The following is a 25,531-nucleotide window of genomic DNA, read 5'->3' as shown; positions in this document are numbered from 1 at the left end:
ACGAACACATCCGGTTTACGAGCCACCGGCACCACCTCCACCGGCAGCATCGCCGGTCACCGGCCGATGATCAACCCGCCACCCCGACTGCGGGTTTCAGCATCAACCTTTCAGGACACGGCACTAGCTTCCGGCGCCGCGCATCTGGACCTTCTCTGCACCAACCGGTCAGGCGGTATCGATCCACGGTCGAGCTGGCAGGGCGTTGAGCTGCCGGGTCAATTCGTCAGCAGCGGCGACGAGTTGGCCTCTGGTTACCGGCAGATCGAGGGTGAACTTCTCACCCGGGGTAGTGCTATGCGACCACGGTGGTGCCCCTTCGGCGGCGAAGTGGACGCGGATTACCGGTTTGGCTGGCTGGGATTCGGCGATAGAGAATCCGAGTAACGGTTCGAGGAACCACAGGTCCGATTCCGCTGGGTCAGCGACGTTGTGCGGGCTGCGGCTACCGTCGGCGGCGATGCGCAGCCAGCTGGCGAGCTCGCGGGCCTCGTTTATCAGTAGGCAAGGATCGGTGAAGCCCCAGTTGTTGTCGCCCAAGTCGATATGCACGGAGATGACGAGCCATCGATCATCCCATTCACCAGTGTTGGCCGGAAACTGCCAGCGCAGTGGGTCCAGATCGATCGTGACGCCACTGTGGCCTGTGATGCGCATCTGGGGATGGTAGACGCTCAGGAGCGCCACCAGCGCCTGAATTTCCCTGCCCTGCTGACTTGTGGAGTTGCCGCATGAGTACCGCGCCGTAGATCGAGTGGACCGAGGTTCTCTGCACTACGCGGAAGTCGGCGGTGGCCTGATGGGTCTGAGATCTTTTGGCGCGCAGGAAGTTCAGGGTGAGTTCGAGTCCTTCGACTTCACCGCGCCATCCCTCCTCGTTCGCGCGGCGCCGGCGGGCGAGGAGGTCTTCTTCGAGTTCGTCGAGCCGGGGCAGCATTTTCGGGTCGACCGACAGCATCGGGCAACGGACGCATGCGAATTCATGAGCGCACCCGGTGCCGTAGGGGCGTCCGCACGAGCCCAGCTCGACGCGGCGCTTGTCGAAATGCTCTTGGAATTCCAACCATTCGTCATCGGTGGGCTTGCGATACTCGTCGGCGGGCCGCTGGGCTCGGCGGCGCTCGACGAACTGCTGGTAGTGGGCGATGACGTCGTCGTCGAAGACCGCGACGTAGCCGCGCGATCACCCGGTATCCGGTGTTCGTCAGGCCCGCCGATCGAGGCAGCGCAATCATGCTGTGGCTGCCTCGAGACGTAGTGTCGACTCGGTGGCCGGCGTGCGGAGAAACCGCTCCAGCCAACGGATCCGGCTGCCGTACTTGGCCGGATATGCGGCATCGATCCGGGAGTTGAGACCGCGATCCCGGACCGGCTCGAGCGTCACATCCGCGGACAATCCATCGGCACGAATATGTGCGAAGTGATGCTCGATGGCATGCCAGTACCATCGCGCATTGAGGCCGTCTGCTGCCCGAATGTACAGGTCGCGGTCGACTCGGACGACCCAGATGGGCGTCAATTTCCGGAGCGATCCATCGGGGCGCGTGGTGCTGATCCGGATTTCTTCGGATTTGGCGATTCGTTCCAGCTGGGCGCCGCGCCACGCCATGTCGTCCTCCTGTCCGTGGTTGGATTCGACGGTGTGTGAGCGAGCGTGGCTGTGACATCACGCGAACAGGTGAGGGAAAAGCTCGGCACGGTGTTCGAGACTGAACTCGATGTCATCACGAGCACTCGGCGCGGCGCCGGGTGAATGGACAGCGAGAATTCGATCGAGGAGGAGCCGCCATGCCCATGATCGATGTGTACGCGGTCGAAAACGCCGGTGCGCTGGACCGGGACGAGGAGTTGGTCGCGGCGGCGCGCGCCCAACTCGCGGAGATCGCAGCCGGCCGGGCCTGACGCCCGACATTACCGCGGCGGCAGCGGACGAGCGGGGCTCCTTGTCCGAAAGTCCCTGCGCTGCAATATGAATCAATTGCGCGAACCCTTTCAGGAGTCAGGCATGGATGCAGTCATCATCGACGCTGTCCGCACACCGATCGGCAGAGGAAAATCCAACGGTGCAGGTCAGTTCTTGCCGGCAGCGGCACGGAGGGGTTCGCCGCCGGAATTCCGTGCGATGGTGATCTGAAGGCAGCAGCGCGGGGTAAAGCCGGCGGTGCCGTGAGTCCAGGAGGAGGTGGCCGTGAACGCCAGGTTCGAGACCAGACCGTCACACCGCAGCCGCGAGTCGGGTGCCGGGTCGTGGCATGTGATTGTGCTACCGGGTGGCGGATACAGCATGCACGCCGCACATGAGGCCGAGCCGATCGTCGACTGGCTCGCTACCTTCGGTGTGTCGGCAAGCGCCTTCCGTTACCCGCTCAACACACGGCATCCAGGGCCCTTACTGGCGCTGCAAGACGAGATCCAGCGCCGCCGCGCTGCGGGCGCGAGTCGGATCGGTGTCATCGGTTTCTCGGCCGGCGGGCATCTTGCCGGGCTCGCCGCGCTCACTCCGACCACCGACATCCGCCAGTCGGTAGAATTCGCTGTTCTCGGTTACCCAATCACCTCGATGGAAACCGAGACCTACAAACCTTCACAGCTCATACTGCTCGGCGAGAATCCGTCACCGGAGCTGCGTCGCGCGACTTCACTCGACAAAATGGTCACGGCATCCGCCCCGCCCTTCTTCCTCTGGCACACCGCGGAGGACGCCTATGTTCCACCCGAGCACACCTACCGCCTGGCCGCCGCGCTGGCCGCGCACCAGGTGCCGCACACAGCCCATGTATTCGCACATGGGCCCCACAGCCTCGGCCTTGCCGAGGGTGCTGGCGACACTGCCGCCTGGACGGCTCTGGCAGCCTCGTGGATCACCGAGCAGATCGGTGTACCCGCCCATGTTCGGTGACCGCTTTCAATTTGGGCGCCAGGGAAACCCGGCGTGGACCGCCGCCACCCCGCTTGCCGACGACCAGCTCGCGAAGCTGGCGGCGCTGGGCGCGGAGCAGACGATCACCGCTGGTGAAGTGTTGTTCGAGGCCGGAGACGACTCCTACGACCTCTTCGTTGTCCTCGAGGGTTCCGCGAGCATCGTGGAGCGACGCGGCGAATCGGAAGAGCACGTCGTCGCAACCTACGGCCCCTCGGAGTTCCTCGGCGAGATCGGCATGTTGACCGGGGAACGGTCACGCTTCGCCGGGGTTTCGACGACAGCGGGCCGAGTCATCCGGGTGCCGCTTCCCCAGGTCCGAGAACTCATAGCGCAAGACCCTCAGCTCAGCGAGATCATTTTGCACACGTTCCTCGAGAGACGGGCGAATCTCCAGCGCAAGGGAGCGGGGCTGACCCTGATCGGCTCTCGTTACGACGAACGGCTCCGTGCGCTGCTCCAGCGGTTTTCACTCAGCCGCGTCGCGGTCCACTGGATCGATCTCGAGGAAGATCCCGATGCCGAGACGGTGTTGCGCGAACTGCAAGTCCCCGTGGCGGACCTGCCCATCGTCCTGATCCCCGGCCGACCGCTGCTGCGCAATCCCCAGCCGGCGGATCTCACCGCCGAGTTCGGTGAACCAGCCGCCGAAGTGGCCGACGAAGACAGTGAAGCCTGCGATCTGCTGGTAGTGGGCGGAGGGCCGGGCGGTTTGGCTGCCGCGGTGTACGGCGCGTCCGAAGGACTCCGGACCGTCCTGCTCGACGCCGCGGCGTTCGGCGGCCAGGCCGGTACATCGTCGAGGATCGAGAACTATCTCGGATTCCCGGCCGGTCTTTCCGGTGCGGAGCTGGCCGCGCGGGGAGCCCTGCAGGCCGACAAGTTCGGCGTGCGACTGCATCGCAACGCTCGAGTCGCAGCTTTCTCCAGTAGCGCCGGAAAGTATTGTGTGACTTGCGATGACGGACGCATGTTCAAGGCTCGCGACGTTATTGTCGCCACTGGCGTCGAATATCGTCGCCTGCGCGTACCGGGTATCGAAGCGTGGGAGGGCAACGGTGTCCACTACGCCGCGACCGTCACCGAGGCTCAGCACTACCTCGGGCGGCCGGTGGCCGTCATCGGCGGCGCGAATTCCGCCGGACAGGCAGCGATGTTCCTCTCGCGAACCTCGGCTGCCGTTCATCTCCTGGTGCGTGGAGAAGACCTGGACCATTCGATGTCGCGCTATCTGATAGACGCGATCACCGCCAACCCCAAAGTTCACGTGCGGACCAGGACCGAGGCCACGGCCCTGCACGCCGACTCGGCCATCACCGGACTCGGCCTGATAGACCGCCGATCGGGCAACCGCTCGACCCTCGACGTCAGTGCCGCCTTCGTGTTCATCGGCGCGACACCGTGCACATCCTGGCTCGATGGTCAGCTGGCGACCGACCGTGACGGCTTCATTCTCACGGGATACGACCTGAAAGCGGCGTGGACGCAGGATCGAGAACCGCTGCCGTTCGAATCAAGCGAGCCGGGTGTGTTCTGCATCGGAGACGTGCGCAGTGGGAGCGTCAAACGTGTGGCGTCCGCCGTCGGCGAGGGCTCTGCGGCGGTGCGGCTGGTCTTCGAGCGACGCCGCATTTCCGGTGCCGATGTTTTCTGACCGCTGCGCAAGGTCACCGCCCGAACGTGACGAGTGCCGTCGAGCTGCAGGTAAGCGCGGGCAACGGCGGGAATGTTTGCGGCACAGCCGGTTTGATTCGGACGAGTGCCGCTGCATCACCCGAACGGGTGATGCACATGCTGTCGCGGACCGGGCAGGCTGATATTTGTCCGGGGCCGTGAGTCCCGAATCAGAAGTTGTTTACGACAAGGAGCTGTTCGATGGTCAAGAGTGATGAATCGGTCATGACGGTCGACCAGGCGCGGCAGATTTCCGCCCCGCTCTATTCGGCTCTGAACAGGCCCTCGGAAAAGGACGTTTCCGCGCTGCTGGCCGCAGCGTGCAACGACGACTACCGGTCCTACCACACGAACCAGGATTTTCTGACTCGTGACCAGTTGGCCGATGTGTTCAAGAGCATGGGCGAGGCCGTTCCCGATCTGGCCTGGGAGGTGGTCGACATACATGTGGTCGACAACATGATGATCGTGCGTGGCGAGGCGACAGGCACGCCGGTGGCGCAGTTCTGGGGTATGGAGCCGACCGGAAAGTCCTTCCGCACAATGGCAATCGACCTGTTCACGGTCCGTGACGGAAAGCTCGCGACCGGCTACCACGTCGAGAATTGGACAACGGCGCTCGAACAGCTGCGCGCCTCCTAGCTCTGCTCCCAGCGCAACTGTTCGGCGCCGAGTCTTCGGATTCAACGCCGCTCAATTCCGTACAGATCACAGAAAGTTCAGACATGGGCACCTCATCTACGACCGAACACCAAACCCGCAGGCTGCTGGTGGCGTTGCCCCAGCCTTACCTCGATACGCTGGAAATATTCGAAAAGCTGGTTCCTCCAGTGGATTCCGCCGCGTACGAAAAGGCGGGATCCTGGGACGAAGTCCTCGAGATCGCGGCGCTCGCCGCTCCCCACGGATTTATGCGCTACTACCGAGGCGATGTCGATTCCGCCATGGCGGGCTCGCCGTCCAAATGGCGGGCCACGCAGTATCTGATGGGAAATCACACGATCGCCGAACGCATGTTCCGGCACGATCCAGCGGTCATGCTGCACGCGCCCCTGCGGATCCTGGTGTTCGTCGGTCCCGACGGCGGAACGACATTGGCTGTCGATCAGCCCAGCCTGTTATTCGCCAGCTTCGACGATCCCGTCATCGATTCGGTTGGTCGTGAACTCGACGGCCTCTTGGCCACCCTCATTCAATTGCTCGGCGGCGAGGCGCCGCCGGAGCTCCTGGCAGCCACTGCGTCGCAGTAGAACGTTCGGTAGGGGTCCTCCGTGACATAGCCGGTAGTCGCCGTTCCCGGCGGGCACCATCGGATCCCTTGGCCCTCAGCCGTCGACGACTTCGATGTCGCTGAGGGACATGCCGATCAGGACTGGCTCGGCGGCACTACCATCGGCGAGGCGCGGCACGATTTCCCGTCGCGTCGGGAAGGGGACGCCGTCGACGGTCTTGTAACCGGACAGCACGTGGGCGAACGCCTTTGGCCGCTCGCCGACCATACGTTTCTCCGGCGCGGTGAATACGTAGAATCCCAGCGGAACGGGCTCGAGCTGACTCGACATGGCTGGTGGTGTCCTTCCGGTGAGTATCGGATCGGCGTCACCACGGGAGGTGATTCCGCTAAGACCGTGTCTCATGTCGTTGATTTCGCCTTCGCCAGCTTCTTGTAGCAGGTGAGTGCGACAGCGAGGGTCAGGAAGGCGCAGAAGTGGATACCTTTGCGCTCGAACCGCAGGTTAAGCCTGTGGTATCCGGTGAGCCACGAAATGGTTCTTTCTATGACCCAGCGGTGGGCTCCGAGGCGCTGGGAGGATTCGACGCCCTTCCGGGCGATCCGGACTGCGATACCGCGGTCTCGGACCCATCGGCGCAGCTCGGCATGGTCGTAAGCCTTGTCCGCGTGCAGCTTTGCGGGCCTGCGGCGACGAGGACCACGGCGGGAACGGGCTGGCGGGATCGCTTTGACCAGCGGCTTGAGGGCTTCGGCGTCATTGGTGTTGGCCGCCGAAACACCCACAGCCACAGGGACTCCTGCACGGTCGGACAGCACATTCAGTTTCGAACCGGATTTGCCGCGATCGACCGGATTCGGTCCGGTCAGATCGCCCCCTTTTTCGCTCGTACCGACGCCGCGTCGATCACTGCTCGCGACCAGTCAATCAAACCTTGATTACCAAGTTCGTCAAGCACGGCCCGGTGTAGTCGCCGCCATACTCCGGCCTGTGTCCAAACGGTGAGTCGGTGGTGGGCAGTCGCCACACTCACGCCGAACGACGGTGGCAGCATCCGCCACGCACACCCGCTGATCAGCACGTACACGACCGCGGTGAACACCGCGCGTCGATCCACCGGCGCACGGCCGCCGCCCTGCCGATGGAACACCGCGCGTTGATCCACCGGCGCACGGCCGCCGCCCTGCCGACGAGGGGTGAACACCGGCAACAGCGGCTCCGTCAGCTCCCACAAACCATCCGGTACAAGATATTTCGACAACTCTCGCGGCACGGCCGCCAATCATCCTGGCCTTCAGCGGGTACGGGCGACGCCGCACCTCCCAGCATCGGCGAGAGCTTGGGATCGCCCTGGTTATCCGTCGTTCAACGACAAGAACGTGACGATGATGCCGGCACCTACACCCATCAAGGCCATGCTCGCGGTGTGTCTGGTCAGCGGATCGTGGGGCCACGCATCAGGCCAGCCGTTCTCCCAGCTCTCGGCGAGGGCGAAGTTGCAGTTGCTCCACCACGACACCCGTGGCCCCAGTAGGTCGATCGCCTGTTCAAGTGCTGCTCCTACGTCCGCCGCACTCCACGTGCCGGCAGGATGGAAGAACTCCATATCGGAAGTGCACATCGCGACGAGCAGTCCCAGCAACCGATCGGAGTCGAGAGCAGCTGGCTTCAGTACCGATGCAAGACCTTCGACGGTATCGGGCCGGGGAGGATCCGGATCATGCCGCGGCGGCAATACTGGAGACCGGGCCGAATCAGCCCGAAGGATCAGCCGATACAACGGCCCGGCGAATGGCTCACCGAAATCGTCATCGACCGACACCAGTGCGACGCCATCTCGACCATCGGCGTCGATCACAGGGCTCAGCAACTCGTTGATCTCAGCAGCACCGACCACCGGCCAGACGATAATCCGGCTATCGTGCTCGCGGGTCATCGCGCTCGCCACCGCTGAGGAGCTCAGTGAACACCGCGAATGCACGAGTCACTCAACGAATCGCAACCATGTGAGACACAGCCTAAGTCATCGACACGAGAACCCGATATTCCCGAAGACCACAAATCTGGGCATGACAATCGGACCCGCACAGATCTTGCTCCAAGAGCTACTCAGATACCCAAGGACTTTCCGAATCGGAACTGTAACGAAACCATGCAATATCGCCAATACTTGGTTTCTCAGCGGGTGGGGTAATCGATATCCCCTGAAGTGCCCTGTGGATCATATAATTAGGATCTTTCATCGATTCAGACAAATCATCTGGCATTGGCCGCAACGAGGGCCAGACATCCTCCCCCCTACCAGTACACAACCCTTTTCCGGAAACTATTTCATCAAAGTGATCAACCATACGCTCCGCCAATGGGTTCATTGAATCCATAAGGATGGAAAGATATTCGTTCAGAAAGCTTTCATGTACGACATCGAAGTACCTTACATCGGTTGAAAATGCTTCACCCTCGTCACCCACTGGCTCCAAGTGAGTGACCCTGAACCAAGGAAAAGATAGGAGATGGGGAACTTCTTCATGTACCGTCACGCCAATCAATGGAGCACGGATTACCGCGAGGCAACAATTTATTTCAAAGCCAGAACGTTTATAACTTCCCCCTTGAGCGATGGACTCCAAGTAGTCCACAGCCTTCAAGAGCGGGAGTGTGATTGCCCGATAAGACTCCTCGCCAGAGAGCTCAAGCTTTGGCTTTCTCATCATTTTCGAAATCGAGATTGCCCATGGCATATCCGCATCAAAGAATGGATAATCGAATACAGAAAAAACATCATGAAGCGGCATACTATATGGGACCGCTTGCCCCTCTTTCTCGTCGACATGCATTAGACTCATGAGCGAATTCTTTGAACACGACATGCGCATCAATCGCAGATTCTGAGGCGGGTCCTCCCTAAGGAAAAACACGTAAGGGAGTTCACTCTGCTTGCACTCAACGACGAGATTCAATCTTGGATATCGCCCGTGTCTATCGTCCCGATCTCCAAGAGGAATCCGCGCTAAGATATCGATTGATCTGGCTTGCCCCGTGTCCGCATCGATGTACGACCACTCTTCTTGAATGGACGGATGATGCGCCTTTTCGGACAGCTTCGAACGTAGACGATCCGCAACTACCGCTTGGAACGGATACCCAGATCGCGAGACCGCACTATGGAGATCTTCCCCCGTTACTCCCGCCCCCAGCAGCGCATAGGGAGGCGTATCATCACCAGCTGACACCATGTTGCTCACCACACCATAATGGCATGCGTAGGGAAAAACCGCATCTTATTTAACCCATACAGCCCACGTCAGATAACCAGGTCTCCCACACCCGCTGGTTGCAGAACTTCAGAGACTCATCAGCAAACACTAAACCTAAGACCATCTCCGGTTGCATAGCGATGCGCGACTCCATGATTCCGGCCTGAAGGCAAGTTGCTTACATTCGTGCGATCAGCGTGCCGATTGGGAGACGATCCACCAGATAGCGCAATTAGGGAACAAATCGAGCATGCGGGAACTTTGCAGCAAGATAGTTTCGCAGGGCTTCCCATTTCGCGGCCCCATGTACCACCAATTGCTTACGCATTAGACAGCCCTCCAACTCCTCCGGAAATCTTCTGGAGTCACTCATTGCGAAGTATCGCGGAAGATATATATGCACTTCACTACAGGTCTCAAAGACCTCACTCGACCGAAGGTTTCCCCAATGAGCACTACATGGAAAGTATTGACTGTCATCCCTGGTAAAATCAACAATATTCCACGTATTTAGGCCACGATCCCAGTGGTGAACCACTTCAAGCCTGCCCGCTTCTTCGTTACGAAATGCTTCCAAGGCTGCCGTACCACCACCATGACACTCGGAGGCTAATAGGTCCGAGATACCGAACCTAGCACCACGAAAACTCAGCTGGATACCGAAGTCTTGCGATTTCAGTTCAACTTTGCGCGCACGCCCGTGTTCAAAAGCATTTATCGTCAACTCATACAGAAGATAGTGAATCTTTTCATCGGTCGCCGGACTCCATGCCCGGGCAATTCCCGTGTCTTCTCGAAATTCCTCGATCTTTTCGTGCAGGGAATCGTAATCACCGTCAAATTGAACCAACAGTGATTTCGGCGGCAGAGCCATCGGGGGCTCGTAACTGTCAGGCACTCCGTGTTCCGATCGAGCACGCGCTTCGGCAAGCGTCTTCCAGCCACGCAACAGGTCAGTCGGGAAACGCTGTAGATCGTCGTCAATCTGTTTGGCGTGAATTTGGCACAACCAGATCCCGTTAGCCAGCGATTTTCGTTCCTTTACAGTGAGCGACGCGTCGTAGCGAGGCCCACCTTCAGCTGCCGCAGTGATGTGCGAAGCTACTCCCAGGTTGCTGGATCCGTCCGGATCAACAGTAGGGCCCGCCGTCGCGGCGCGGCAACTCGGCGCAGAGCACCTATACCCGACGCGACGAGCCATCCGCTCTTTGTCGCCAGGGGAGAAGTCATCCCGTTTGTTCACCACTAGCAGTTTGTACCATCGGTGCAGACTCGTAACCAGTACGCCAACAACGACACCCGCTCGGTCCGTGAGTCCATGGCCAGCGGGATGCTTCAACATCACCAACACATTAGATCGAGCACTTAGACCGCGTCTTACGTGGGTGTGATTCATTTGCGGCATGTCGGGATCGGTTGTGCCGCATGATGTTCAACTTGTGGTTGATGAGTTATCCAAACGCCTTGTCCCGGACGAGTTGTGGGCTCTGGCCGAGCCGCTGCTGCCGGAGTTCACCCCGCGCCCGCAGGGTGGTGGTACCGCACCGGTCGATGTGCGGGCGGTGTTCACCGCGGTGGTGTTCGTGCTGACCAGTGGTTGCGCGTGGCGGATGCTGCCGCCGTCGTTCGGTGTCACCGTGCCTACGGCGCATCGTCGATTCAGTGTGTGGACCGCGGCCGGTCTCTGGCGGCGATTACACCGCGCGGTGCTGGATGAGCTGGGAAGCCAGGGCTTGATCGACTGGTGGTGTGCGGTGATCGACGCGGCGTCGGTGCGAGCGAAAAAAGGGGGATCTATGACCGGGCCGAGCCCGGTCGACCGCGGAAAGTCCGGTTCGAAGATCCACGTGCTGTCCGATCGTGCGGGAATCCCCCTGGCCGTAAGGGTTTCGGCAGCAAATACCAACGATGCCCAAGCGCTGAAACCGCTCGTGCAGGCGATCCCGGCGGTGCGGTCGCGACGCGGGCCGCGTCGCCGCAGACCGGGCAAGCTGCACGCGGAGAAGGCATACGATGCCGCTGAGCTGCGCCGATGGTTCGCGTCCGGGGAATCGGTGTCCGCATTGCCCGCAAGGGCATCGAGTCCGGCGAACGCCTCGGCCGGCACCGATGGGTGATCGACCGGACAATCTCCTGGCTGACCGGATACCACCGGCTCAACATCCGATACGACCGAAAAGCAACACACTTCCTGGCCTTCCTCACACTTGCCGCCACACTCACCTGCTACAAGAAGCTCGTAAAGGCGAAATCGGCGACATGAGACACGGTCTAAGGAAGTGTCGTGCGAATCGTTCAGCCTCGCATTACCCCTCCATCGCAAGCAGTTTCCGCCGGTAGAGCGCGTGGGCGTAGTGGTCGTGTCCCCCTCCGGACACGGTAAGAACCGAACGCCGTTGCACTGCAACGAGTTTCGGTGCTTCCGTGAACTGAGCAACACCGCAGATCTCGCTGCGGTATGACTTTCCGGGACCGAACCCTGACATTCAGCGGGAATGGTTATGCACCAGGCGAACTCGTCCTTCAATCGGACAAATCGCGTGCCGCCGACTCTCATCGGCTGCGACCTGACTCCGCTACTTACTGCTACCTGACGAGGAACCGCTGGGCAGCCACGGGAACCGCAATGGGGAGTCGGGGATTCCGGCGCCGTCGGTGCCCGCGCCGTCCTTGGCGTAACTACTCTGGCCCGGTGGGGCGGTCAGGGTATTGAGGTAATCCCATCCGCTGTACCCGCCTCCGGCCAGTCCGGCCAGGATCGTGCCCACGAGTCCGCCGGCACCGGCGAATACCCCGATAATCGGCAATCCGGTCACCAGGCAGCCCACCGCAAGAACCGCGCACGTCGCCACCGCAAGAACCGCACCGACGATAGCTCCGGCGGCCGCGCCCGCGAGCGGCCCCAGCGCCAGCGCCATGCCGAACTCACCCAGACTGTCGTTGGCAGCGAGCTGATTCTCCAGCGGAGACGCGATCGGCTGCGCGCTCGCCAGATCGGGGGCGAGGTGCAGAGTTCGACCTCCGGCGGAGATGTTGTGCCGGATGTCGTATCGGATTCCGTTGAGGGCAAAGGCAAGTGGCACCTGGCCGACGACCTGCCCGTCATCATCGGAAACGACGATGGATCCGCCATCGGCAGCCGGCATAAAGATGCCCGCGTCGATCGTAGTGATTACCTGCCCTCCGGACACCTCGCTTCGGTACCCGACGACAGCTGGTTTCGCCGAATCGGCCAACGCTGGTTGCATGGCCGCTGTCGATGCCGACAGCAACGAGCCGGCCATCACAGTGACAATGGCAGCCTTACGGATCATCACTGTCCGGCCCCCTGATGCTCGGGGGCTGGCTTCAACCCCGGTAGCTGAGACGCGTACTTGCTCTGCCCGGGAGCGGCCTGCATCGTGGTGTAGTAGTTCCACACGCCCTGCAACAGTCCGGGAGCGCCGCCCAACGCCAGACCGATGACTCCGCCCGCCGCGCCCATCATCGTCATCAGCGGCGCCACCGTCAGCACGCAGCCGATGCTGAGAACCAGGCACGATGCCCCGGCAACAGCGAGTCCGGCACCGACACCGACCACAGCGCCGACGATCGTCCCGACCAATGTGCCGGTGGACAATCCGAAGCCAACCGAGTTGATCAGGTCGTTCATCGCCAGCTGGTTTTCCAGGGGCGAGGCGACCGAGCGCACCGCCGGCCCGCCAGTATTCGCCGGCAGCTGCGGAGTCAGCCGCAACGTGTGGCCATCGTCCGAGATCTGCGTGGCAATCGGATAGCGCTGTCCGTCGAGAACATAGGCCGTGGGCGTCGAGTCCATCGTTACCCCCGACGAGTTGTGCAGCGAGACGGTCTCGGTGTCCGCGTCCCACACGAATTCCCCGTTCCTGACGGTCGCGACAACACTGTCGCCGACGATCGCCCCCTGGTACTGCATCGAATCCGCAGGGGCAGCAGACCCCGGCGACGCGGTGGCGTTACCGGACACGGCGATTGCGGCCGTTGCCATCGCGGCGGCAATCACCACAGGGCTCATTCGCCTGTAGAGCTTCATCTTGATCCTCATCATTCCGATTTGATTAGGCGGTTGATAAAATGGCGCGACTGCAGACAGAAGAAACTGGTCATGCGCAGCGCCCAATCAGCTGCACCTTCAGAGTCGTGCCGATGACCTAGATTACATAGCGGTCGGCGGATCGGGGATTCTAATTCGGCCACAAACACGAATAAGTGCCGACTGACACGCATCTGCCGGCCGACACCAACGGTTGAAAAGTAATGATTATAGGAAGAGCTATTTACCTCCCAGGATCGATGACGCCAGACCGGCAATCGATCCGATGTTGAACAAGATAATTCGTTCTGCGCTCACGCCAGCGCGTCGAATCATGGCGAATCGTGCTCGCCATGTCGGCTGGATCGCGAGGCTGTGTCACCGAGGTGCGCCAAGAGCACCCTGCGCACCGCGTGCCAGTCCGCGAGTCGTTCTTCGAGCGAGATACCGCGAAGAGCTTGGGCCCGAGATCCTTCGAGGATCAGCCGGACGACCCTGAACAAGTCGTCGGGATCGCCGGGCTCATTCGCTGCATACGGTCGAACAGTTTCCACCATTCGGTCGAATCGGGCGGCGAAATATGCGTGCGCGGGGTGAAAGGGATCCTGGGCTTCCGCCTCGAGTGCATCGAAGTTGTTCGACTCCTGAGCGCGCGAGCTGTAGTAGTCGACTCCCGCGTCGAGCAATCCGAGCAACCCCTTGCCGCCGGCTTGGTCGAACACAGCGGCCGAATCCGTCCTGTCGCGCTCATCGAGTACTGCGACCAGCAACGCCTGCATGTCGGGGAAGTAGTGCATCAGTCCGGGTGCGGACATGCCACAGCGGCGCGCGAGCTCGCGGATCGACAAGGCCCGAATCCCCTGTTCGGCGATGGTCTGACGGGCAACAGCCAGAATTTCCAGACGCCGAGCTTCCGGCGTCATACGTCTGGCCACCAGCGCCCTCCTCGTTGCGATCCGGGCCTCGTCGCCCTTATGCTCACACTATCTTACATGTGTTAGATAGCGAAATGGAGCGGCTTTGATCATTCCGAAGACATACGAACACCGGCCGGGCACTGGCCGGTTCGTGTTGGAGGACGGCATGACCGTGGCGGTGGATTCGTCCGAACTCCGCGATGTCGCCGAGGGATTCGCGAACGAGCTTCGGGCCGATACCGGTATCCGGCTGCGCGTAACGAGGGATCCTTCACTCCCAGCGGCGCTGCGTGTGCGGCTCGGCGACCTCGGACTCGACGAACTGCCCCGGTCACGGGGACGCCGCGCCGACAGCTTGGCCTCGGCGGACGAAAGGCACGGACTTCGAGTCGACGATGACGGCGTGGTGGTCTGGGGCCCGGGCCCAGAAGCTGTCTACCGGGGGTTGACATCACTTCGCCAACTGGTGGCAGCAACATTCACCGAAGGGGCGGCCCGCATCCCGACGCTGTCGATCCGCGATGTGCCCGACTACTCGTGGAGGGGACTGGCTCTCGACGTGGCTCGGACGTTCCATGATGTGGACACGGTGAAACGGGTCATCGACATGCTGGCGCTGTACAAGTTCAATGTGCTGCACCTGCACTTGACCGACGACCAGGGTTGGAGGCTCGACATTCCCGGGTGGCCACGACTGCTCACGGTCGGCGCCGTTGGAGCTGCCGATGGCCGTACCGGAGGTTTCTACACGCGAGCTGATATTGCCGAGCTGGTCGAATACGCCGCGGACCGCTTCGTGACCGTGGTGCCGGAGGTCGATATGCCGGGTCACAGCGCAGCCGCAATTCGTTCGTATCCCGAGTTGGGGCCGGCACCGGAAGGTCATAGCGGCGCGGTCTACCTCGACCCGGCGGCTGACCGAACGTGGTCGTTCGTCGAGGACGTGGTGGCGGTGCTGGCCGACCAATTCAAGACCTCGGCCTTCGTGCACATCGGCGGAGACGAAGCGTTCGGCATGCGGGCCGAGGATCACATCGCGTTTCTCGAGCGGGCTGCGGCGATTGTCAGAGAGCGGAGAAAGGATGTCATCGGATGGCAGGAGATGGCTCGCGCCACAATCTCCTCCGGAGAAACCGTGCAATATTGGATGAGCCTGACCGAAGTGGACGAGATGCTGGGGTCGCAACGGCTGGAAGCACTCATTCCCCCGGAATTCGTCGATGTGGTGCGAGAAAACTTGGAGCGCGGCCGGACAGATCTTCAGCGAGCACTCGCGTCGGGCGCAAATATCATTGCATCGCCGACGTCCCGTTTCTACCTGGACCGCCCGTTCGCGGACTCGGCGCTCGACCCGAGCCACGAAGACGCTCGAAGCCGCCTCGGGATGCCCGCGTATACGCCGACCTCAGTCGAGGATGGGGTGAATTGGGAGATCGAAGACGAGCTTCCCGGTGTCGATCCGGACGCCCAGCTGGTTGGATTCGAGGGCGCTGTATGGTGCGAAACAGTCACTGGGCGTGATGATTTGGAGCTCCTTCTCCTTCCACGACTGGCCGGCGTGGGTGAACGATCCTGGCGCGCCCTCGACAGAGCGGACTGGCCCGATTACAGGCAGCGTCTCGCCACTCATTCGAGAGTGTGGAATGCCCGGGGATGGAACTGGTTCACGGCGTCATCGATACCCTGGATCGACGCACCAGGCGGGCCACATCAAGACCTCACACCTGAGAAGAGATGAATCAGCCCGTGACTGCCTCGGTCCTCGAGAACTCGCAGCTCCCGCCCTCGATGATCGAGCGGATGAGCCTGATCCTCGACACGTTTCCCTACCGCACCAGCCGCCTGACACTCGACGACGTCACCCGAGCTACCCGGCTGCCCCGCTCCACCGCCCACCGGATCATCGAACAGATGATCAGGGTCCGGTGGCTCGATCGCACCAGCTTGGGCTACAGCCTGGGACCACGGGCACTGCGGGTCGGCAGCAACGACGACTCCAACGCCCTCAGATCAGCAGCCGCGCCGCTGCTGCACGCATTGATGCTACGCACGGGTATGACAGTGCACCTGGCAACCCTCGACAAAGGGCAGGTGCATTTCCTCGACAAGATGGGTGGCCACTTCGCCACAAGCGTGCCGTCACGTGTCGGTGCAACAGCACCCGCGCACGCGACGGCGCTGGGGAAAGCAATGTTGGCCTGCCTCACGCCGGAAGACGTGGACCGACACGTTGCCGACACGATGACCCGGTCGACTGCGAAAACTATCACCGATATCAACCTGCTCCACAAGCAACTCAGCGCCATACGCGACCGAAACGGCATCGCGTACGCGCACGGAGAATGCTTCGATGACATCTCCTGCACCGCTGTCGCGATCCGCACCCCCCTCGACAGCACGCTCGGTGCAATCTCGTTGACCGGTAAAGACGACGCGCAGCTCGAGCGAGTCGGGCCACTGGTGCTCGACGCTGCCCGGCAGGTGACCGCCGCGATTTTTCACCAACCTTGATTCGCACGCCTTCCGAACTGCGGGAGTAAGTCGATCCCCCGGCTCCGCCCGGCGAAGGACGCTGGGGACCGGGCTATTCGAGGGCGTATTGTAATGCGTTCTGCAACAAGCGTTTACGTGCTCTATCGGGTTTTGACTGGCAGGATAGCGAGGGCACCGAGTCCAGCGACGAATGCCACAGCCGGGTACAGCGCGCCGTATCCGTGGGACGCTGTGACGATCGCTGCGGCCGCCATTGGTGCGAAGGTGCTCGGCAGGGTGGATGCGATATTGATGATGCCGAGATCCTTGGCGGCGCTGTCGGCGTCGGGAAGTACTTGGGTGACCAATGCTTGATCGACGGCGAGGAAGGTGCCGAATCCGATCGTCAGCACCACGGTGGATCCGATCAACCCGCCCACGGTCGGAGCCCATATCGGGAGCAGCGCCGAGACCGCGATGATGATGCCACCGGCGAGAACGATGGGTTTGCGCCGTCCGATTCTGTCCGACAGCGGTCCCGCAATGCCGAGGGCCAGCAGGAATCCAGGCAAGCTCACCAGACTCAATATCGGGGTGAGGTGCGTGGCTTTTTCGAGGGTCAGACCTACGTAGTCCTGGGCGATATACAGCTGGTAGGTCAGCACCATGTAGTAGCCGCCGCAGATCAGAAAGCGGCCGAGAAATACCCAGAAGAAGTCGGGATGGCGTCTGGGGTCGACCCAGAACATCTGCACCACAGTGGTGAACGAAAGCGGGGGTCGGCTGCTGTGCCGGTTGTCGGCGTCGGGGTTCGCTATCAGGAATCCGAGCGAGAAGATGAGGACCATGGTGGCGACGACGGTGTATCCCACGGGGATTCGGGTGGCGAAGGTCGCCCCGATTACCGGAGCGATAGTCGCCGCCATCACGGTTCCTAGACCGGCCAGGGTGGAATAGCGGCCGCGGCGATCCACCGGCACCCGGTCCGGCTGGATTGCGGCGAGGGGGCCACCGAATATGTTGAGGCCCAGATAGGCGATGCTCGCGGTCATCAGCAACATCGCCACCGACGTGGACAATCCGGCCGCGATCAGGCCCGCGAATCCGAGCACCGCGCCGACCAACATCCACGGCGTGCGGGCTCCGAACCGGGTCCGCGTGCGGTCGGACAAGACGCCTACGGCCGGTTGAGTGAGCACCGAGACGGTCGCGACGACGGCGTTGACCAGGGCCAGCTGCTGCACCTTGTGGGCGGCGTCCATCGATTGGACCTGCAGCGCAGCGAAGTACGCGACGGACCCGAAGCACAATTGCGGGCAGACGTGCGCGAACGGTGCGCTGAGGAACAGGCGTCGCTGGGCTCGGTCTGCGATCGGGCGCCCGGCGGCCGAGGGGACCCGGGACGGCGGTGGGCCGGCGGCTTTCGAGGTGGTTGGGGCCATCGGGTGTCCTTGGGGCGCAGGGCGATTCGGGCGGGCGGTTGCGGCGATGCGGCCGCTACGCCATGAAGGCGGCGCCGCCGTCCACACTGAGGGTGGTCCCGGTGACGTAGCTCCCGTCCGGTCCGGCGAGATAGACCACGGCACGGCCGATGTCGTTCTCGGCATGGCCGACGCGGGGGATCGACAGGTTGGTGAGGATGTTGTCGAGCTGTCCCGGGTGTTTCTCGAATTCGGCTGCTGCGGCGTCGGACAGGACGAACGGGCAGATGGCGTTCACGGTGATGCCGGATCGGCCCCATTCGCGCGCGGCGGCGCGAGTGATGCCCGCGATCGCGGATTTGGCCGCGATGTAGGTGACGAAGTTGGGAATCGCGGTCACTTCGGAGCCGGATCGGAGGTTGATGATTCTGCCTCCGTCGACGAGGTGAGGATAGCAGGAGCGCATGAAGTACAGGGTGGCCATCGGGCCGGTACTCATCGCCAATTCGATGTCCTTGTCGCTGGTTTCGATCAGCGGTAGCAGTGCGGATGCCATGGCGTTGTTGACGAGAATGTCGACGGTCCCGAACCTGGCGACGACCTCGTCGACGAAGGCGTTGACCTGGGAACTGTCGCGGATATCGCAGATCTTGGCGAATGCGGTGTCGTCGCCGAGCTGGGCAATGAGGTCGTCGGCCGACTTGATATCGGGAATCGCCACTCGGGCACCGGCATTCGCGAGAGCCAGGGCGATACCGCGACCCACTCCCCCGGCCGCGCCGGTGACGATTGCGACTTTGTCCTTCAGTGTTTGCATAGCTGTCTTCTCATTCCTTGTTGACGTGTGAGTTCTCGGCGACGAGCAGTTCGCCGAGTTCCTGCAGGACGGCTTCGGGTCCACCGAAAGTGGCGGCGAGTTGTTTGCCCCAGAGGAAGTGGCGGTGGACGGGGTAGTCGGTGTCGACTCCGATGCCGCCGTGGACATGCTGGACGCGGTGCGCGACATCGAGTCCGGCCTGCCCGCACCACCAGGCGGCGACCAATGCCGCTCTGTCCGAATGCTTTCCGTCGGTGTCGAAGGTGAGGGCCTGCCACAGGGTCAGGCGCATGGCGTCGACGTCGGTCCAGCAGTCGGCCAGCTGGTGCTGCACCGATTGAAACGAACCGATGGAGCGGCCGAACTGGCGACGGTCGCGGACATAGTCTGCGGCCAGACGCAGCGCGCCGTCGGCGACTCCCACCTGCAGTGCCGCTACCGCCAGCCGCGACCAGCGCACTGCCTCGGTCAACGTCTGCCGACCACCGACCCGCAGCGCCGGTGTCGACTCGAGCACCAGATCCTGCGCGCGGTCGAGATCGGTTGTCGGCGCGGGTTCCCAGGCCAGCTCGTGGTTCTTCACCAGGTACAGGCCCGGCCCGTCGTCGGCGACGGCGGAGACGAGCACGAAGTCGACGCCCTCGGGTGTCGGGACCGCAGCCTTGACACCCGACAGTCGCCATGTGTCACCGCGGTTTTCGGTGGGGGTGGCTCGGCAGGCCGGTGCGGCCGCGGCGGCGCTGCTGTATTCCTCGAGCGCCACCGTCAGTCGGCGTGCGCCGGCGGCCACGCCGGTGAGCACGTCGCCGAATCCGTTGCGGGCCAGCGCCAAGGCGGCGACGATGTGTGGCCAGACCGGAGCGGCCGAAACGGTCCGGCCCTGCTCTTCGAGCAGTTCGCAGGCAGCGTCCATGCCCAATCCGGCTCCGCCGTGCTCCTCGGGAAGAGCCAGCCCGAGCAGTCCGGTACGGCCGAGTTCGGTCCAGATGGTGTCGGAATCGCCGAGCACCGAGAACATGCGTGCGGCCAGCGCTCGGATCTCGAGCAGCTCATCGGTGAGTCGGAAGTCCATCAGCGCGCACCTCGGGGCAGCCCCAGTGCACCGGTGGCGACCATGTCGCGCAGTACATCGTTGACCCCGCCTCCGAAGGTGTTGACGATACCCTGTCGGGACAGCTGCTCGACCTGTCCGTGCAACGCCGCCCGGACCGCCCCGGGGCGGAGCCGGCCGCCGGCGCCGAGCACGAAGCTCATCGACCGCTGCAGGTCGATATGGGTTTCGGTGCCGTATACCTTTGCTGCGGCGGCCTTCTCGGGGCTCAGGGTTCGGTCACCGACCTCGGCGGCGAGTCGGTGGTTCATCAGCCGCATCGCTTCCAGGCGCGCGTGTGTGCGAGCGAATTCGCGCCGCACCCAAGGTTGTTCGGTGGCGCCGGAGTCCTCGGCCCAGGCCAGCGTCTCCTCCCACAGCTGGATCATCCGGCCGCCGAGGGCGGCCAGCGCGACCCGTTCGTGATTGAGCTGGGTGGTGATCAACCGCCAGCCGCCGTTGACCGCACCGACGACGTCGGTCGCGGGGACACGGATGCCGGAGTAATAGGTGGCGGTCACGGTCATGCCACCGACGGTGGTGATCGGGGTCCAGGAGTAGCCGGGGTCATCGCAGGGCACGATCAGGATCGAAATGCCTTGGTGCTTGGGGGCTTCAGGGTCGGTGCGGCAGGCGAGCCACACGTAGTCGGCGGTATTGCCGCCGGTGGTGAAGATCTTGCTGCCGTCGACGACGAACCCGTCACCGTCGGCGACGGCGCGAGTCCGCAGGGACGCGAGGTCTGTTCCTGCCTCGGGTTCGGTGTAGCCGATCGCGAACACGATCTCGCCGCTGAGCATGCCCGGAAGGAACCTGGCCTTTTGTTCCTCGGTGCCGTACTGCATGAGCGCCGGGCCCACGGTATTGATGGTGACCAGGGGGAACGGCACTCCCGCCCGTTGAATTTCGTCGTAGAAGATGAACTGCTCCTCGGCGGTCAACCCGCGGCCTCCGTACTCCGTCGGCCACCCGACGCCGAGCCATCCGTCCCGGCCGAGCATGCGGGTCACCTCGCGGAATCGCGGCCCGCCCGCGCCCGCCTCGGCCACTTCTCGACGTTGCGCCGGGGGCAGGAGCCGTGCGAAGTACTCGCGCAGCTCACTGCGTAGGGCCCGTTGCCGGCTCGTCTCTCGCAGATCCATGGGTCGTGATTCTGCTGTCGGGGCGAAAACGTGCAACCGGCCCTTCTACTCACCGGGACAAGCCTTTTGGGGCCGGTACTCAGGTGGTCAGAGCCGTCGACGGGCGTTCGTGGACCATCGGCGAACAGCAGATGGGGCGGCGTCGTCGATGGGCGATCGATGACGCCGCCCTGGGCGGTCTATGGAGGAATTCGTTGGCGGGGAACCTACTTCGGCGTGTGCGTTGCCATGGATCTGGCGACGCGGGGTGCATTGATCAGAGTTCCCAGCAACGGGTCGGTTTCGGTGTGCGGCGCCGAGGCCAGCCATGCGATCACTCGACCTGACGCGTCCGAGGGCGCCCCGGTGAAGCCACCGGCCGTGATGTCGTCGGTGCCTCCACGGGCGGCGCCCGATTCGGTGATGACGAACCCAGGCTCGATATTGAACGCGCGAATCCCGTCGCCGCGGTGCTCGGCATTGATGGCGCCGGCCAGCCGCCCGAAAGCTGCCTTCGCCGCCGAATAGCCCAGTCCCCAGCCTCCTTCGCCGGGCGGAGCCGGGGGATCGACGACGGCTGAGCCCGAACACAGGTTGACGATCGTGCCGCCGCCGGAGTCGATCATCGCCGGCAGCAGATCCTGGGTCAGGCGGATCTGCTCGATGAGATTGGCTTCCAGCGATTCTCGCAGGTCATCGAGATCCAGTTCGAGGAATCGGGCGTGTGGCTTGTGCCGGATGGCGTTGTTGACCAACAGGTTCGGGGCTCCCCAGCGGTCAAGCAACTCCGCTGCTGCCGTGGTCACCGAGGCCGGATCTGCCAGGTCCATCCGCAGCGGTAACGCACGCGTTCCCAGTCTTTCGATCTCAGCGCGGGTGGTGGCCAGACTGCCCGGTACTCCGAAGCTGATTTCCCCTTCCCGCGTAGTGCGCGCCGGCACGGTCCCTTCGCCTTCCACCACGGTGCGCGCGGTGAATGCGACGTCGAATCCGGAGCCCGCCAGCACCAGCGCTGTGGCGCGGCCGATGCCTCGGCTGGCGCCGGTCACGAGTGCTGTGGGACGAGACGAAGACATGGGTGTGAAGCTCCTCGAAAAGTTCTGCCGCGGCACAGGTTCGGCGACGCCTACCCCGTCGGGCCCGGCGCTCGCATCGCCGCCACCGGCCGGGACTCGATGAATGCCACATGCAGGCTGCGTCGTTCGAGCAACCAGCCTGCCGGGCTGCTGCGGTAGCGGTCGCGATAGATGATGTGCCAGACCAGGTCGGCGTCGTGGTCTTGGCGTCGGGTGAGGTGATGGGCGGTGCACGAGACCCTCCCGATGGCCGTTGCCGCGGTGGGCCCGGGATCGAAGACGGCGCCCACGATCGCATGGAATGTCACCGGCACGGCGGCCACGGCGGCCAGTGCCGCGGTCACCGCGTCGATCCCGTTGTGGGAGACGACGGGGTCGAGAGTGGCCGGCGGATTCGGCAGCTCCAGAATCCCGTCATCGGTGAAAAGTGCTGCGGCCCTGGGAAAATCGCGCTCGTCGACCGCTGCAGCGTAGCGGTGGACGAGGTCCTGCAGGGCGATTCGGTCGTGAATGGTCAGCCCGGTCATGACAGGCCCAGCCGTTGCGCGCAGGCCGACAGCTCGTCCATCGCCTGTTGCAGATCGGCTGTCGGGGTCGGGGCCAGCAAGAGCCGATCGGCGCCCTGTTGGGCAAGGCGGCCGGAGCGGTCGAGGTCGATACGGGAGACCAGGTGGCCCAGCGACAGCTCCAGCTCCGCAGGGTCACGGCCTGCCTGTGCTGCTTCTTCGCGCATCAGTCCGACCAGCGCGGCCAAGTCGTCACCAGTGACTCCCAGTGGTTGCAGCCCCGCGCCGTATCGTCCCGCGCGGCGCGCCGCGGCCTTGGTGTGGCCGCCTACGTGAATCGGCACACCGCCGGCCCGGGCCGGCTTCGGGTAGCACATCGCCGACTGGAAGCTGAAGAATTCACCCTTGTGGTCGACACCTGTCGCACCTGTATCAGCCCACAATTTGGCGAGCACTTCCAGTTGCTCGTCGGCCCGTCGCCCGCGGACCTCGAAGGGGGCTCCGCAGGCCTCGATCTCTTCCTTCATCCATCCCATGCCGATGCCGACCCGCAGCCGGCCGTTCGACAACCGATCGAGGGTGGCCAGCCGCTTGGCCAGCACCACGGGATGGTGATTGGGCAGCACGAGTACGCCCGTCGCCAAGCCGAGCCGCGTGGTCTGCCCCGCCAGAAAAGCCAGAAGTTCGAGGGGATCGGGAATATCACAGTTGTCCGGGAGCTCCATTTTTCCCGACGACGCATAGGGATAGACGCTGGCGTAGCGGCTCATCACGACGGCGTGCTCGACGGCGACCAGAGACTCGAAGCCGCACGCTTCCACGTGCCTGGCGAAGCCGGATATCCAAGCAGGATCGGCGCTGGTGCCCGCGGCAGCGGGAGCGATGATCGCGTATTTCATGGACGGCGATGCTACGGAGCTGCGCAGCACCGCAGGTGGGCGGTTTTGGTGAGTGGGACATCGCCGGCAGACGCGAGGTGCCGCCGACGATGCGCGGTATTGCCGAATACCGGACGTTCGTCCGTTGTAATCCTCTGCCGCACATAGCCATTCGTTCAGGGAAGGCCGAGAGGCTGATCGTCCACTACCCTGAGTTCGTCAGGAGGTCAGGATGCAAGCGCGCACGTCGGCACTGGGGGCCGGAAGGCGACACTCTGTAGCTTGCCGCCGGGACGGGACAGTTGTCGCCGCGGGCGCCAATGCCGCTGGCGAATGCCGCGTCGAATTGTGGAAAGACGTCATAGCCGTTGCTGCGGGCAATGTTCACACGGCGAACAACACGGGCAGGTCTCACACCGTCGGACTTCGATCCGATGGCACCTTGCTGGCGAGCGGATGGAATGGCGACGGCCAATGCGACGTAGCTGCGTGGCGAGAGGTCGTAGCAGTCGCAGCAGGCTGGCGTCGCACGCTCGGAGTCCTTACCGATGGCACCGTGCTCGCAGCCGGCAGGACCTCCGAAGGAGCGTGCGACGTGCAGCGCTGGCGCGAGGTAGTCGCTGTCTCGTGCGGCGACTGGCATTCAGTCGGTGTGAGGTCGGATGGCACGGCTCTGGCAGCGGGGAACAGTCGACGAGGGCAGTGTTCGGTCGGCGGTTGGCGTGACCTGTGCGACATCGCAGCCGGATATCTCCACACCGTCGGCCTCCGGGCCGACGGGCGGGTCATCGCAACCGGAGATCGAACTACCGGAGCGTGCGACGTCGAGCAGTGGGAAGACGTTGTCGCGCTGAGCGCAGGCAGTTATCACACCGTCGGTGTCACGGAGTTCGGCCTGGTCCTTGCGGTCGGAGACAACAGCTTCGGGCAGTGCGAGGTCAGCGCCTGGCGCGACATCGTCGCCGTGGCGGGCGGCTCGACGCACACGCTTGGGCTGCGCGCCGACGGCACGGTCCTCAGCACCGGGAACAACGCCGACGGTCAGTGCGATGTCGACACCTGGTCGGAAGTCCAGGCTTTGCATCCTCCTTTCGCGCCGGCGTCCGGTGATCAACCGGGGCCCGACCGACAAGCTCGAGTCGCGAACCCGTAGCTGGACAGTCGTCGATGTCGACCTCGATGGCGCCGAGCCGAACGCGCCCTATTGCCGAAGATCGGGCCTGCCGTCGGCACTCGGCCGGCAACGTGCGCGCCATGGCCGACAAGAACGCAAATCAGTTCTGAAACTCGCCCCGCCGCAGCGCATCCCTGATCTCGTTGAGCCTGGCCGTCGCCTCAGGGGTCGATTCCTGCGGCTGGGCAGTCAGCCGCAGGGCCTCATCGATCTCGTCGAGCTTGGCCGACGTCAAGACCATCGCCCGTTCACGGAGCGATTCCGCGGTGACGGTGGTCAGCCAGGTACAGAAGGCGAATTCCGGATTCGGGAACCCAAGCCGTAATACACCCTGGTACGGCAGCCCCTCGATGGCACCTATCTGTACCTCGATGCCCAACCCGCTGATGTCGATACCCGACGGCGGCACGATCTGCAACACCTGGAAGCCGGACGACTCGTCGCCGCCGAGCAAAACCACAGGGCGCCGTTCATCGAACTCGGCCCACCAGACTTCTCCGCGTCGCATGCAGTCCCCTTCGAGATCCCGGCTCCAACCCTAACCACCTCCCCGAAGTCATCCAACTGCTCCCCGGGGCATGGACGAAGGGGGCCGGTGGGTCGAAGACGATGGCCGCCTATGGGCGCCATATGGCCCTCCATGGGGAGGGTGCCACGATCGCGGCAGGCGCTTCGCTTGTCCGCCGCTCCCCCGGCACCCCGAATCGCTGTAATCCGTCCATCACCACTACATGGAGCAAGCTGCCGGGCATGCTCGTGATCATTCGAGCGCTGGGGCGTGGGCGACTCCAATAGAGACCTGGTGCGTTGTCGCATTGCAGCGGAGTGTGTTTCGCGGTCGCTTCGGCCGAGCGCAGCCTCGCCAAGCCCCCGATCCGGCACGACTCTGCGTGACTGCTGTGGCGATGGCATCGAAATCCTGTGA

General features: G+C 63.3%; 28 protein-coding genes and 1 pseudogene. 11 read left to right on the top strand and 18 right to left on the bottom strand.

Going from position 1 to position 25,531, the window contains the following annotated elements; translation table 11 throughout:
- Positions 1 to 168: 168 nt before the first annotated feature.
- Entirely contained in the window at positions 169 to 657 is a 489-nt protein-coding gene (locus tag KO481_RS13125; protein WP_215917308.1) for a WapI family immunity protein, read from the bottom strand.
- 142 nt (positions 658 to 799) lie between these two features.
- Between KO481_RS13125 and KO481_RS13120 the strand changes: the two genes are divergently transcribed.
- The gene (locus KO481_RS13120; RefSeq protein ID WP_215917307.1) at positions 800 to 1,258 is read left to right on the top strand and encodes a hypothetical protein; all 459 of its coding nucleotides are present in this window, start codon (positions 800 to 802) and stop codon (positions 1,256 to 1,258) included.
- Here the strand turns inward: KO481_RS13120 and KO481_RS13115 are convergent.
- Positions 1,232 to 1,609 (bottom strand): DUF2255 family protein, encoded by a 378-nt coding sequence (locus KO481_RS13115; protein WP_215917306.1) that lies wholly within the window; start codon positions 1,607 to 1,609, stop codon positions 1,232 to 1,234. The two genes, KO481_RS13120 and KO481_RS13115, sit on opposite strands and share 27 nt — an antisense overlap.
- Before the next feature lie 396 nt (positions 1,610 to 2,005).
- On the opposite strand from KO481_RS13115, the gene KO481_RS43910 reads away from it, so the two are divergent.
- The 5 genes from KO481_RS43910 to KO481_RS13095 all read left to right on the top strand — a co-directional run bounded on the left by KO481_RS43910 (position 2,006) and on the right by KO481_RS13095 (position 5,844).
- Positions 2,006 to 2,134, top strand: a complete 129-nt coding sequence (locus KO481_RS43910) for a hypothetical protein (protein WP_281066062.1) — start codon at positions 2,006 to 2,008, stop codon at positions 2,132 to 2,134.
- Between the two features lie 204 nt (positions 2,135 to 2,338).
- Positions 2,339 to 2,899 carry an alpha/beta hydrolase gene (locus KO481_RS13110; protein WP_215917305.1) on the top strand — a complete coding sequence of 187 codons (561 nt, stop codon included), beginning with the start codon at positions 2,339 to 2,341 and terminating at the stop codon, positions 2,897 to 2,899.
- Positions 2,889 to 4,574 carry an FAD-dependent oxidoreductase gene (locus KO481_RS13105; RefSeq protein ID WP_215917304.1) on the top strand — a complete coding sequence of 562 codons (1,686 nt, stop codon included), beginning with the start codon at positions 2,889 to 2,891 and terminating at the stop codon, positions 4,572 to 4,574. Before KO481_RS13110 ends, KO481_RS13105 begins: the two co-directional genes overlap by 11 nt.
- Before the next feature lie 221 nt (positions 4,575 to 4,795).
- A complete protein-coding gene (locus KO481_RS13100) occupies positions 4,796 to 5,236 on the top strand; it encodes an ester cyclase (protein WP_215917303.1) in 441 nt (146 codons plus the stop codon).
- Positions 5,200 to 5,844, top strand: a complete 645-nt coding sequence (locus KO481_RS13095; RefSeq protein ID WP_245400766.1) for a DUF302 domain-containing protein — start codon at positions 5,200 to 5,202, stop codon at positions 5,842 to 5,844. The genes KO481_RS13100 and KO481_RS13095 overlap by 37 nt, the downstream gene beginning before the upstream one ends.
- A gap of 75 nt (positions 5,845 to 5,919) precedes the next feature.
- Here the strand turns inward: KO481_RS13095 and KO481_RS13090 are convergent, their stop codons facing one another.
- From KO481_RS13090 to KO481_RS13070, 5 genes are all read right to left on the bottom strand, one after another.
- A complete protein-coding gene (locus tag KO481_RS13090) occupies positions 5,920 to 6,231 on the bottom strand; it encodes a hypothetical protein (protein WP_215917302.1) in 312 nt (103 codons plus the stop codon).
- A protein-coding gene (locus KO481_RS13085) for an IS5 family transposase (RefSeq protein ID WP_215917301.1) occupies positions 6,228 to 7,099 on the bottom strand; the annotation gives its coding sequence in 2 pieces (ribosomal slippage) (positions 6,228 to 6,701 and positions 6,704 to 7,099; 870 coding nt in all). The genes KO481_RS13090 and KO481_RS13085 overlap by 4 nt, the downstream gene beginning before the upstream one ends.
- 81 nt (positions 7,100 to 7,180) lie before the next feature.
- On the bottom strand, positions 7,181 to 7,762 hold the full coding sequence (locus KO481_RS13080) for a hypothetical protein (RefSeq protein WP_215917300.1): 582 nt from the start codon (positions 7,760 to 7,762) through the stop codon (positions 7,181 to 7,183).
- A 169-nt stretch (positions 7,763 to 7,931) separates the two neighbouring features.
- Complete coding sequence (locus tag KO481_RS13075; RefSeq protein WP_215917299.1) at positions 7,932 to 9,071, bottom strand: hypothetical protein; 1,140 nt, start codon at positions 9,069 to 9,071, stop codon at positions 7,932 to 7,934.
- Between the two features lie 244 nt (positions 9,072 to 9,315).
- Positions 9,316 to 10,326 carry a hypothetical protein gene (locus KO481_RS13070; RefSeq protein ID WP_215917298.1) on the bottom strand — a complete coding sequence of 337 codons (1,011 nt, stop codon included), beginning with the start codon at positions 10,324 to 10,326 and terminating at the stop codon, positions 9,316 to 9,318.
- A gap of 160 nt (positions 10,327 to 10,486) precedes the next feature.
- Here KO481_RS13070 and KO481_RS13065 point away from each other — a divergent pair.
- Positions 10,487 to 11,346 (top strand): IS5 family transposase gene (locus KO481_RS13065; protein WP_245400764.1). Its coding sequence is split into 2 segments (ribosomal slippage): positions 10,487 to 11,126 and positions 11,126 to 11,346, totalling 861 coding nucleotides; the frame shifts between segments, so codons are not numbered across the junction.
- Between the two features lie 313 nt (positions 11,347 to 11,659).
- Here KO481_RS13065 and KO481_RS13060 read toward each other — a convergent pair.
- The 3 genes from KO481_RS13060 to KO481_RS13050 all read right to left on the bottom strand — a co-directional run bounded on the left by KO481_RS13060 (position 11,660) and on the right by KO481_RS13050 (position 14,069).
- Positions 11,660 to 12,331: a DUF8020 domain-containing protein gene (locus KO481_RS13060; protein ID WP_504740211.1), complete on the bottom strand. Its 672-nt coding sequence runs from the start codon at positions 12,329 to 12,331 to the stop codon at positions 11,660 to 11,662.
- A 65-nt stretch (positions 12,332 to 12,396) separates the two neighbouring features.
- Complete coding sequence (locus KO481_RS13055; protein WP_215917295.1) at positions 12,397 to 13,221, bottom strand: DUF8020 domain-containing protein; 825 nt, start codon at positions 13,219 to 13,221, stop codon at positions 12,397 to 12,399.
- Between the two features lie 245 nt (positions 13,222 to 13,466).
- On the bottom strand, positions 13,467 to 14,069 hold the full coding sequence (locus KO481_RS13050) for a TetR/AcrR family transcriptional regulator (RefSeq protein WP_215917294.1): 603 nt from the start codon (positions 14,067 to 14,069) through the stop codon (positions 13,467 to 13,469).
- An 85-nt stretch (positions 14,070 to 14,154) separates the two neighbouring features.
- Between KO481_RS13050 and KO481_RS13045 the strand changes: the two genes are divergently transcribed.
- On the top strand, positions 14,155 to 15,789 hold the full coding sequence (locus KO481_RS13045) for a family 20 glycosylhydrolase (protein ID WP_215917293.1): 1,635 nt from the start codon (positions 14,155 to 14,157) through the stop codon (positions 15,787 to 15,789).
- Positions 15,790 to 15,797: 8 nt separating this feature from the next.
- Positions 15,798 to 16,562, top strand: a complete 765-nt coding sequence (locus KO481_RS13040; RefSeq protein WP_308166570.1) for an IclR family transcriptional regulator — start codon at positions 15,798 to 15,800, stop codon at positions 16,560 to 16,562.
- A gap of 122 nt (positions 16,563 to 16,684) precedes the next feature.
- On the opposite strand, the gene KO481_RS13035 is transcribed toward KO481_RS13040, so the two are convergent.
- The 7 genes from KO481_RS13035 to KO481_RS13005 form a co-directional block, all read right to left on the bottom strand.
- On the bottom strand, positions 16,685 to 17,965 hold the full coding sequence (locus KO481_RS13035) for an MFS transporter (protein ID WP_215917291.1): 1,281 nt from the start codon (positions 17,963 to 17,965) through the stop codon (positions 16,685 to 16,687).
- Positions 17,966 to 18,020: 55 nt separating this feature from the next.
- The gene (locus tag KO481_RS13030; RefSeq protein ID WP_215917290.1) at positions 18,021 to 18,761 is read right to left on the bottom strand and encodes an SDR family NAD(P)-dependent oxidoreductase; all 741 of its coding nucleotides are present in this window, start codon (positions 18,759 to 18,761) and stop codon (positions 18,021 to 18,023) included.
- A 10-nt stretch (positions 18,762 to 18,771) separates the two neighbouring features.
- The gene (locus KO481_RS13025) at positions 18,772 to 19,833 is read right to left on the bottom strand and encodes an acyl-CoA dehydrogenase family protein (protein ID WP_215917289.1); all 1,062 of its coding nucleotides are present in this window, start codon (positions 19,831 to 19,833) and stop codon (positions 18,772 to 18,774) included.
- Positions 19,833 to 20,993, bottom strand: coding sequence for an acyl-CoA dehydrogenase family protein (locus KO481_RS13020; protein WP_215917288.1), 1,161 nt, complete (start codon positions 20,991 to 20,993; stop codon positions 19,833 to 19,835). The genes KO481_RS13025 and KO481_RS13020 overlap by 1 nt, the downstream gene beginning before the upstream one ends.
- Positions 20,994 to 21,199: 206 nt before the next feature.
- Positions 21,200 to 22,048, bottom strand: coding sequence for an SDR family oxidoreductase (locus KO481_RS13015; protein WP_215917287.1), 849 nt, complete (start codon positions 22,046 to 22,048; stop codon positions 21,200 to 21,202).
- Between the two features lie 50 nt (positions 22,049 to 22,098).
- A complete protein-coding gene (locus KO481_RS13010; RefSeq protein WP_215917286.1) occupies positions 22,099 to 22,575 on the bottom strand; it encodes a nuclear transport factor 2 family protein in 477 nt (158 codons plus the stop codon).
- Positions 22,572 to 23,453 (bottom strand): LLM class F420-dependent oxidoreductase, encoded by an 882-nt coding sequence (locus KO481_RS13005; RefSeq protein ID WP_215917285.1) that lies wholly within the window; start codon positions 23,451 to 23,453, stop codon positions 22,572 to 22,574. Before KO481_RS13005 ends, KO481_RS13010 begins: the two co-directional genes overlap by 4 nt.
- A 211-nt stretch (positions 23,454 to 23,664) precedes the next feature.
- On the opposite strand from KO481_RS13005, the pseudogene KO481_RS44730 reads away from it, so the two are divergent.
- Positions 23,665 to 24,006, top strand: a pseudogene (locus KO481_RS44730) (chromosome condensation regulator); the annotation flags it as partial.
- A 21-nt stretch (positions 24,007 to 24,027) separates the two neighbouring features.
- On the top strand, positions 24,028 to 24,585 hold the full coding sequence (locus tag KO481_RS44320; protein ID WP_308166568.1) for an RCC1 domain-containing protein: 558 nt from the start codon (positions 24,028 to 24,030) through the stop codon (positions 24,583 to 24,585).
- A gap of 121 nt (positions 24,586 to 24,706) precedes the next feature.
- On the opposite strand, the gene KO481_RS12995 is transcribed toward KO481_RS44320, so the two are convergent.
- Complete coding sequence (locus tag KO481_RS12995) at positions 24,707 to 25,114, bottom strand: putative type II toxin-antitoxin system PemK/MazF family toxin (RefSeq protein ID WP_215917283.1); 408 nt, start codon at positions 25,112 to 25,114, stop codon at positions 24,707 to 24,709.
- Positions 25,115 to 25,531 lie beyond the last annotated feature (417 nt).

It is taken from the genome of Nocardia albiluteola, from assembly GCF_018860155.1.
GTDB lineage: Bacteria > Actinomycetota > Actinomycetes > Mycobacteriales > Mycobacteriaceae > Nocardia > Nocardia albiluteola.
This window is presented reverse-complemented; position numbering and strand designations above follow the sequence as displayed.

What these genes read in the sequence shown, in the direction of transcription:
- KO481_RS13125 (WP_215917308.1), bottom strand. Translation starts at nt 657, where the DNA reads ATGCGCATCACAGGCCACAGTGGCGTCACGATCGATCTGGACCCACTG.
- KO481_RS13120 (WP_215917307.1), top strand. Translation starts at nt 800, where the DNA reads ATGGGTCTGAGATCTTTTGGCGCGCAGGAAGTTCAGGGTGAGTTCGAG.
- KO481_RS13115 (WP_215917306.1), bottom strand. Translation starts at nt 1,609, where the DNA reads ATGGCGTGGCGCGGCGCCCAGCTGGAACGAATCGCCAAATCCGAAGAA.
- KO481_RS43910 (WP_281066062.1), top strand. Translation starts at nt 2,006, where the DNA reads ATGGATGCAGTCATCATCGACGCTGTCCGCACACCGATCGGCAGAGGA.
- KO481_RS13105 (WP_215917304.1), top strand. Translation starts at nt 2,889, where the DNA reads ATGTTCGGTGACCGCTTTCAATTTGGGCGCCAGGGAAACCCGGCGTGG.
- KO481_RS13100 (WP_215917303.1), top strand. Translation starts at nt 4,796, where the DNA reads ATGGTCAAGAGTGATGAATCGGTCATGACGGTCGACCAGGCGCGGCAG.
- KO481_RS13090 (WP_215917302.1), bottom strand. Translation starts at nt 6,231, where the DNA reads ATGAGACACGGTCTTAGCGGAATCACCTCCCGTGGTGACGCCGATCCG.
- KO481_RS13080 (WP_215917300.1), bottom strand. Translation starts at nt 7,762, where the DNA reads ATGACCCGCGAGCACGATAGCCGGATTATCGTCTGGCCGGTGGTCGGT.
- KO481_RS13060 (WP_504740211.1), bottom strand. Translation starts at nt 12,331, where the DNA reads ATGCAACCAGCGTTGGCCGATTCGGCGAAACCAGCTGTCGTCGGGTAC.
- KO481_RS13035 (WP_215917291.1), bottom strand. Translation starts at nt 17,965, where the DNA reads ATGGCCCCAACCACCTCGAAAGCCGCCGGCCCACCGCCGTCCCGGGTC.
- KO481_RS13030 (WP_215917290.1), bottom strand. Translation starts at nt 18,761, where the DNA reads ATGCAAACACTGAAGGACAAAGTCGCAATCGTCACCGGCGCGGCCGGG.
- KO481_RS13025 (WP_215917289.1), bottom strand. Translation starts at nt 19,833, where the DNA reads ATGGACTTCCGACTCACCGATGAGCTGCTCGAGATCCGAGCGCTGGCC.
- KO481_RS13020 (WP_215917288.1), bottom strand. Translation starts at nt 20,993, where the DNA reads ATGGATCTGCGAGAGACGAGCCGGCAACGGGCCCTACGCAGTGAGCTG.
- KO481_RS13015 (WP_215917287.1), bottom strand. Translation starts at nt 22,048, where the DNA reads ATGTCTTCGTCTCGTCCCACAGCACTCGTGACCGGCGCCAGCCGAGGC.
- KO481_RS13010 (WP_215917286.1), bottom strand. Translation starts at nt 22,575, where the DNA reads ATGACCGGGCTGACCATTCACGACCGAATCGCCCTGCAGGACCTCGTC.
- KO481_RS13005 (WP_215917285.1), bottom strand. Translation starts at nt 23,453, where the DNA reads ATGAAATACGCGATCATCGCTCCCGCTGCCGCGGGCACCAGCGCCGAT.
- KO481_RS12995 (WP_215917283.1), bottom strand. Translation starts at nt 25,114, where the DNA reads ATGCGACGCGGAGAAGTCTGGTGGGCCGAGTTCGATGAACGGCGCCCT.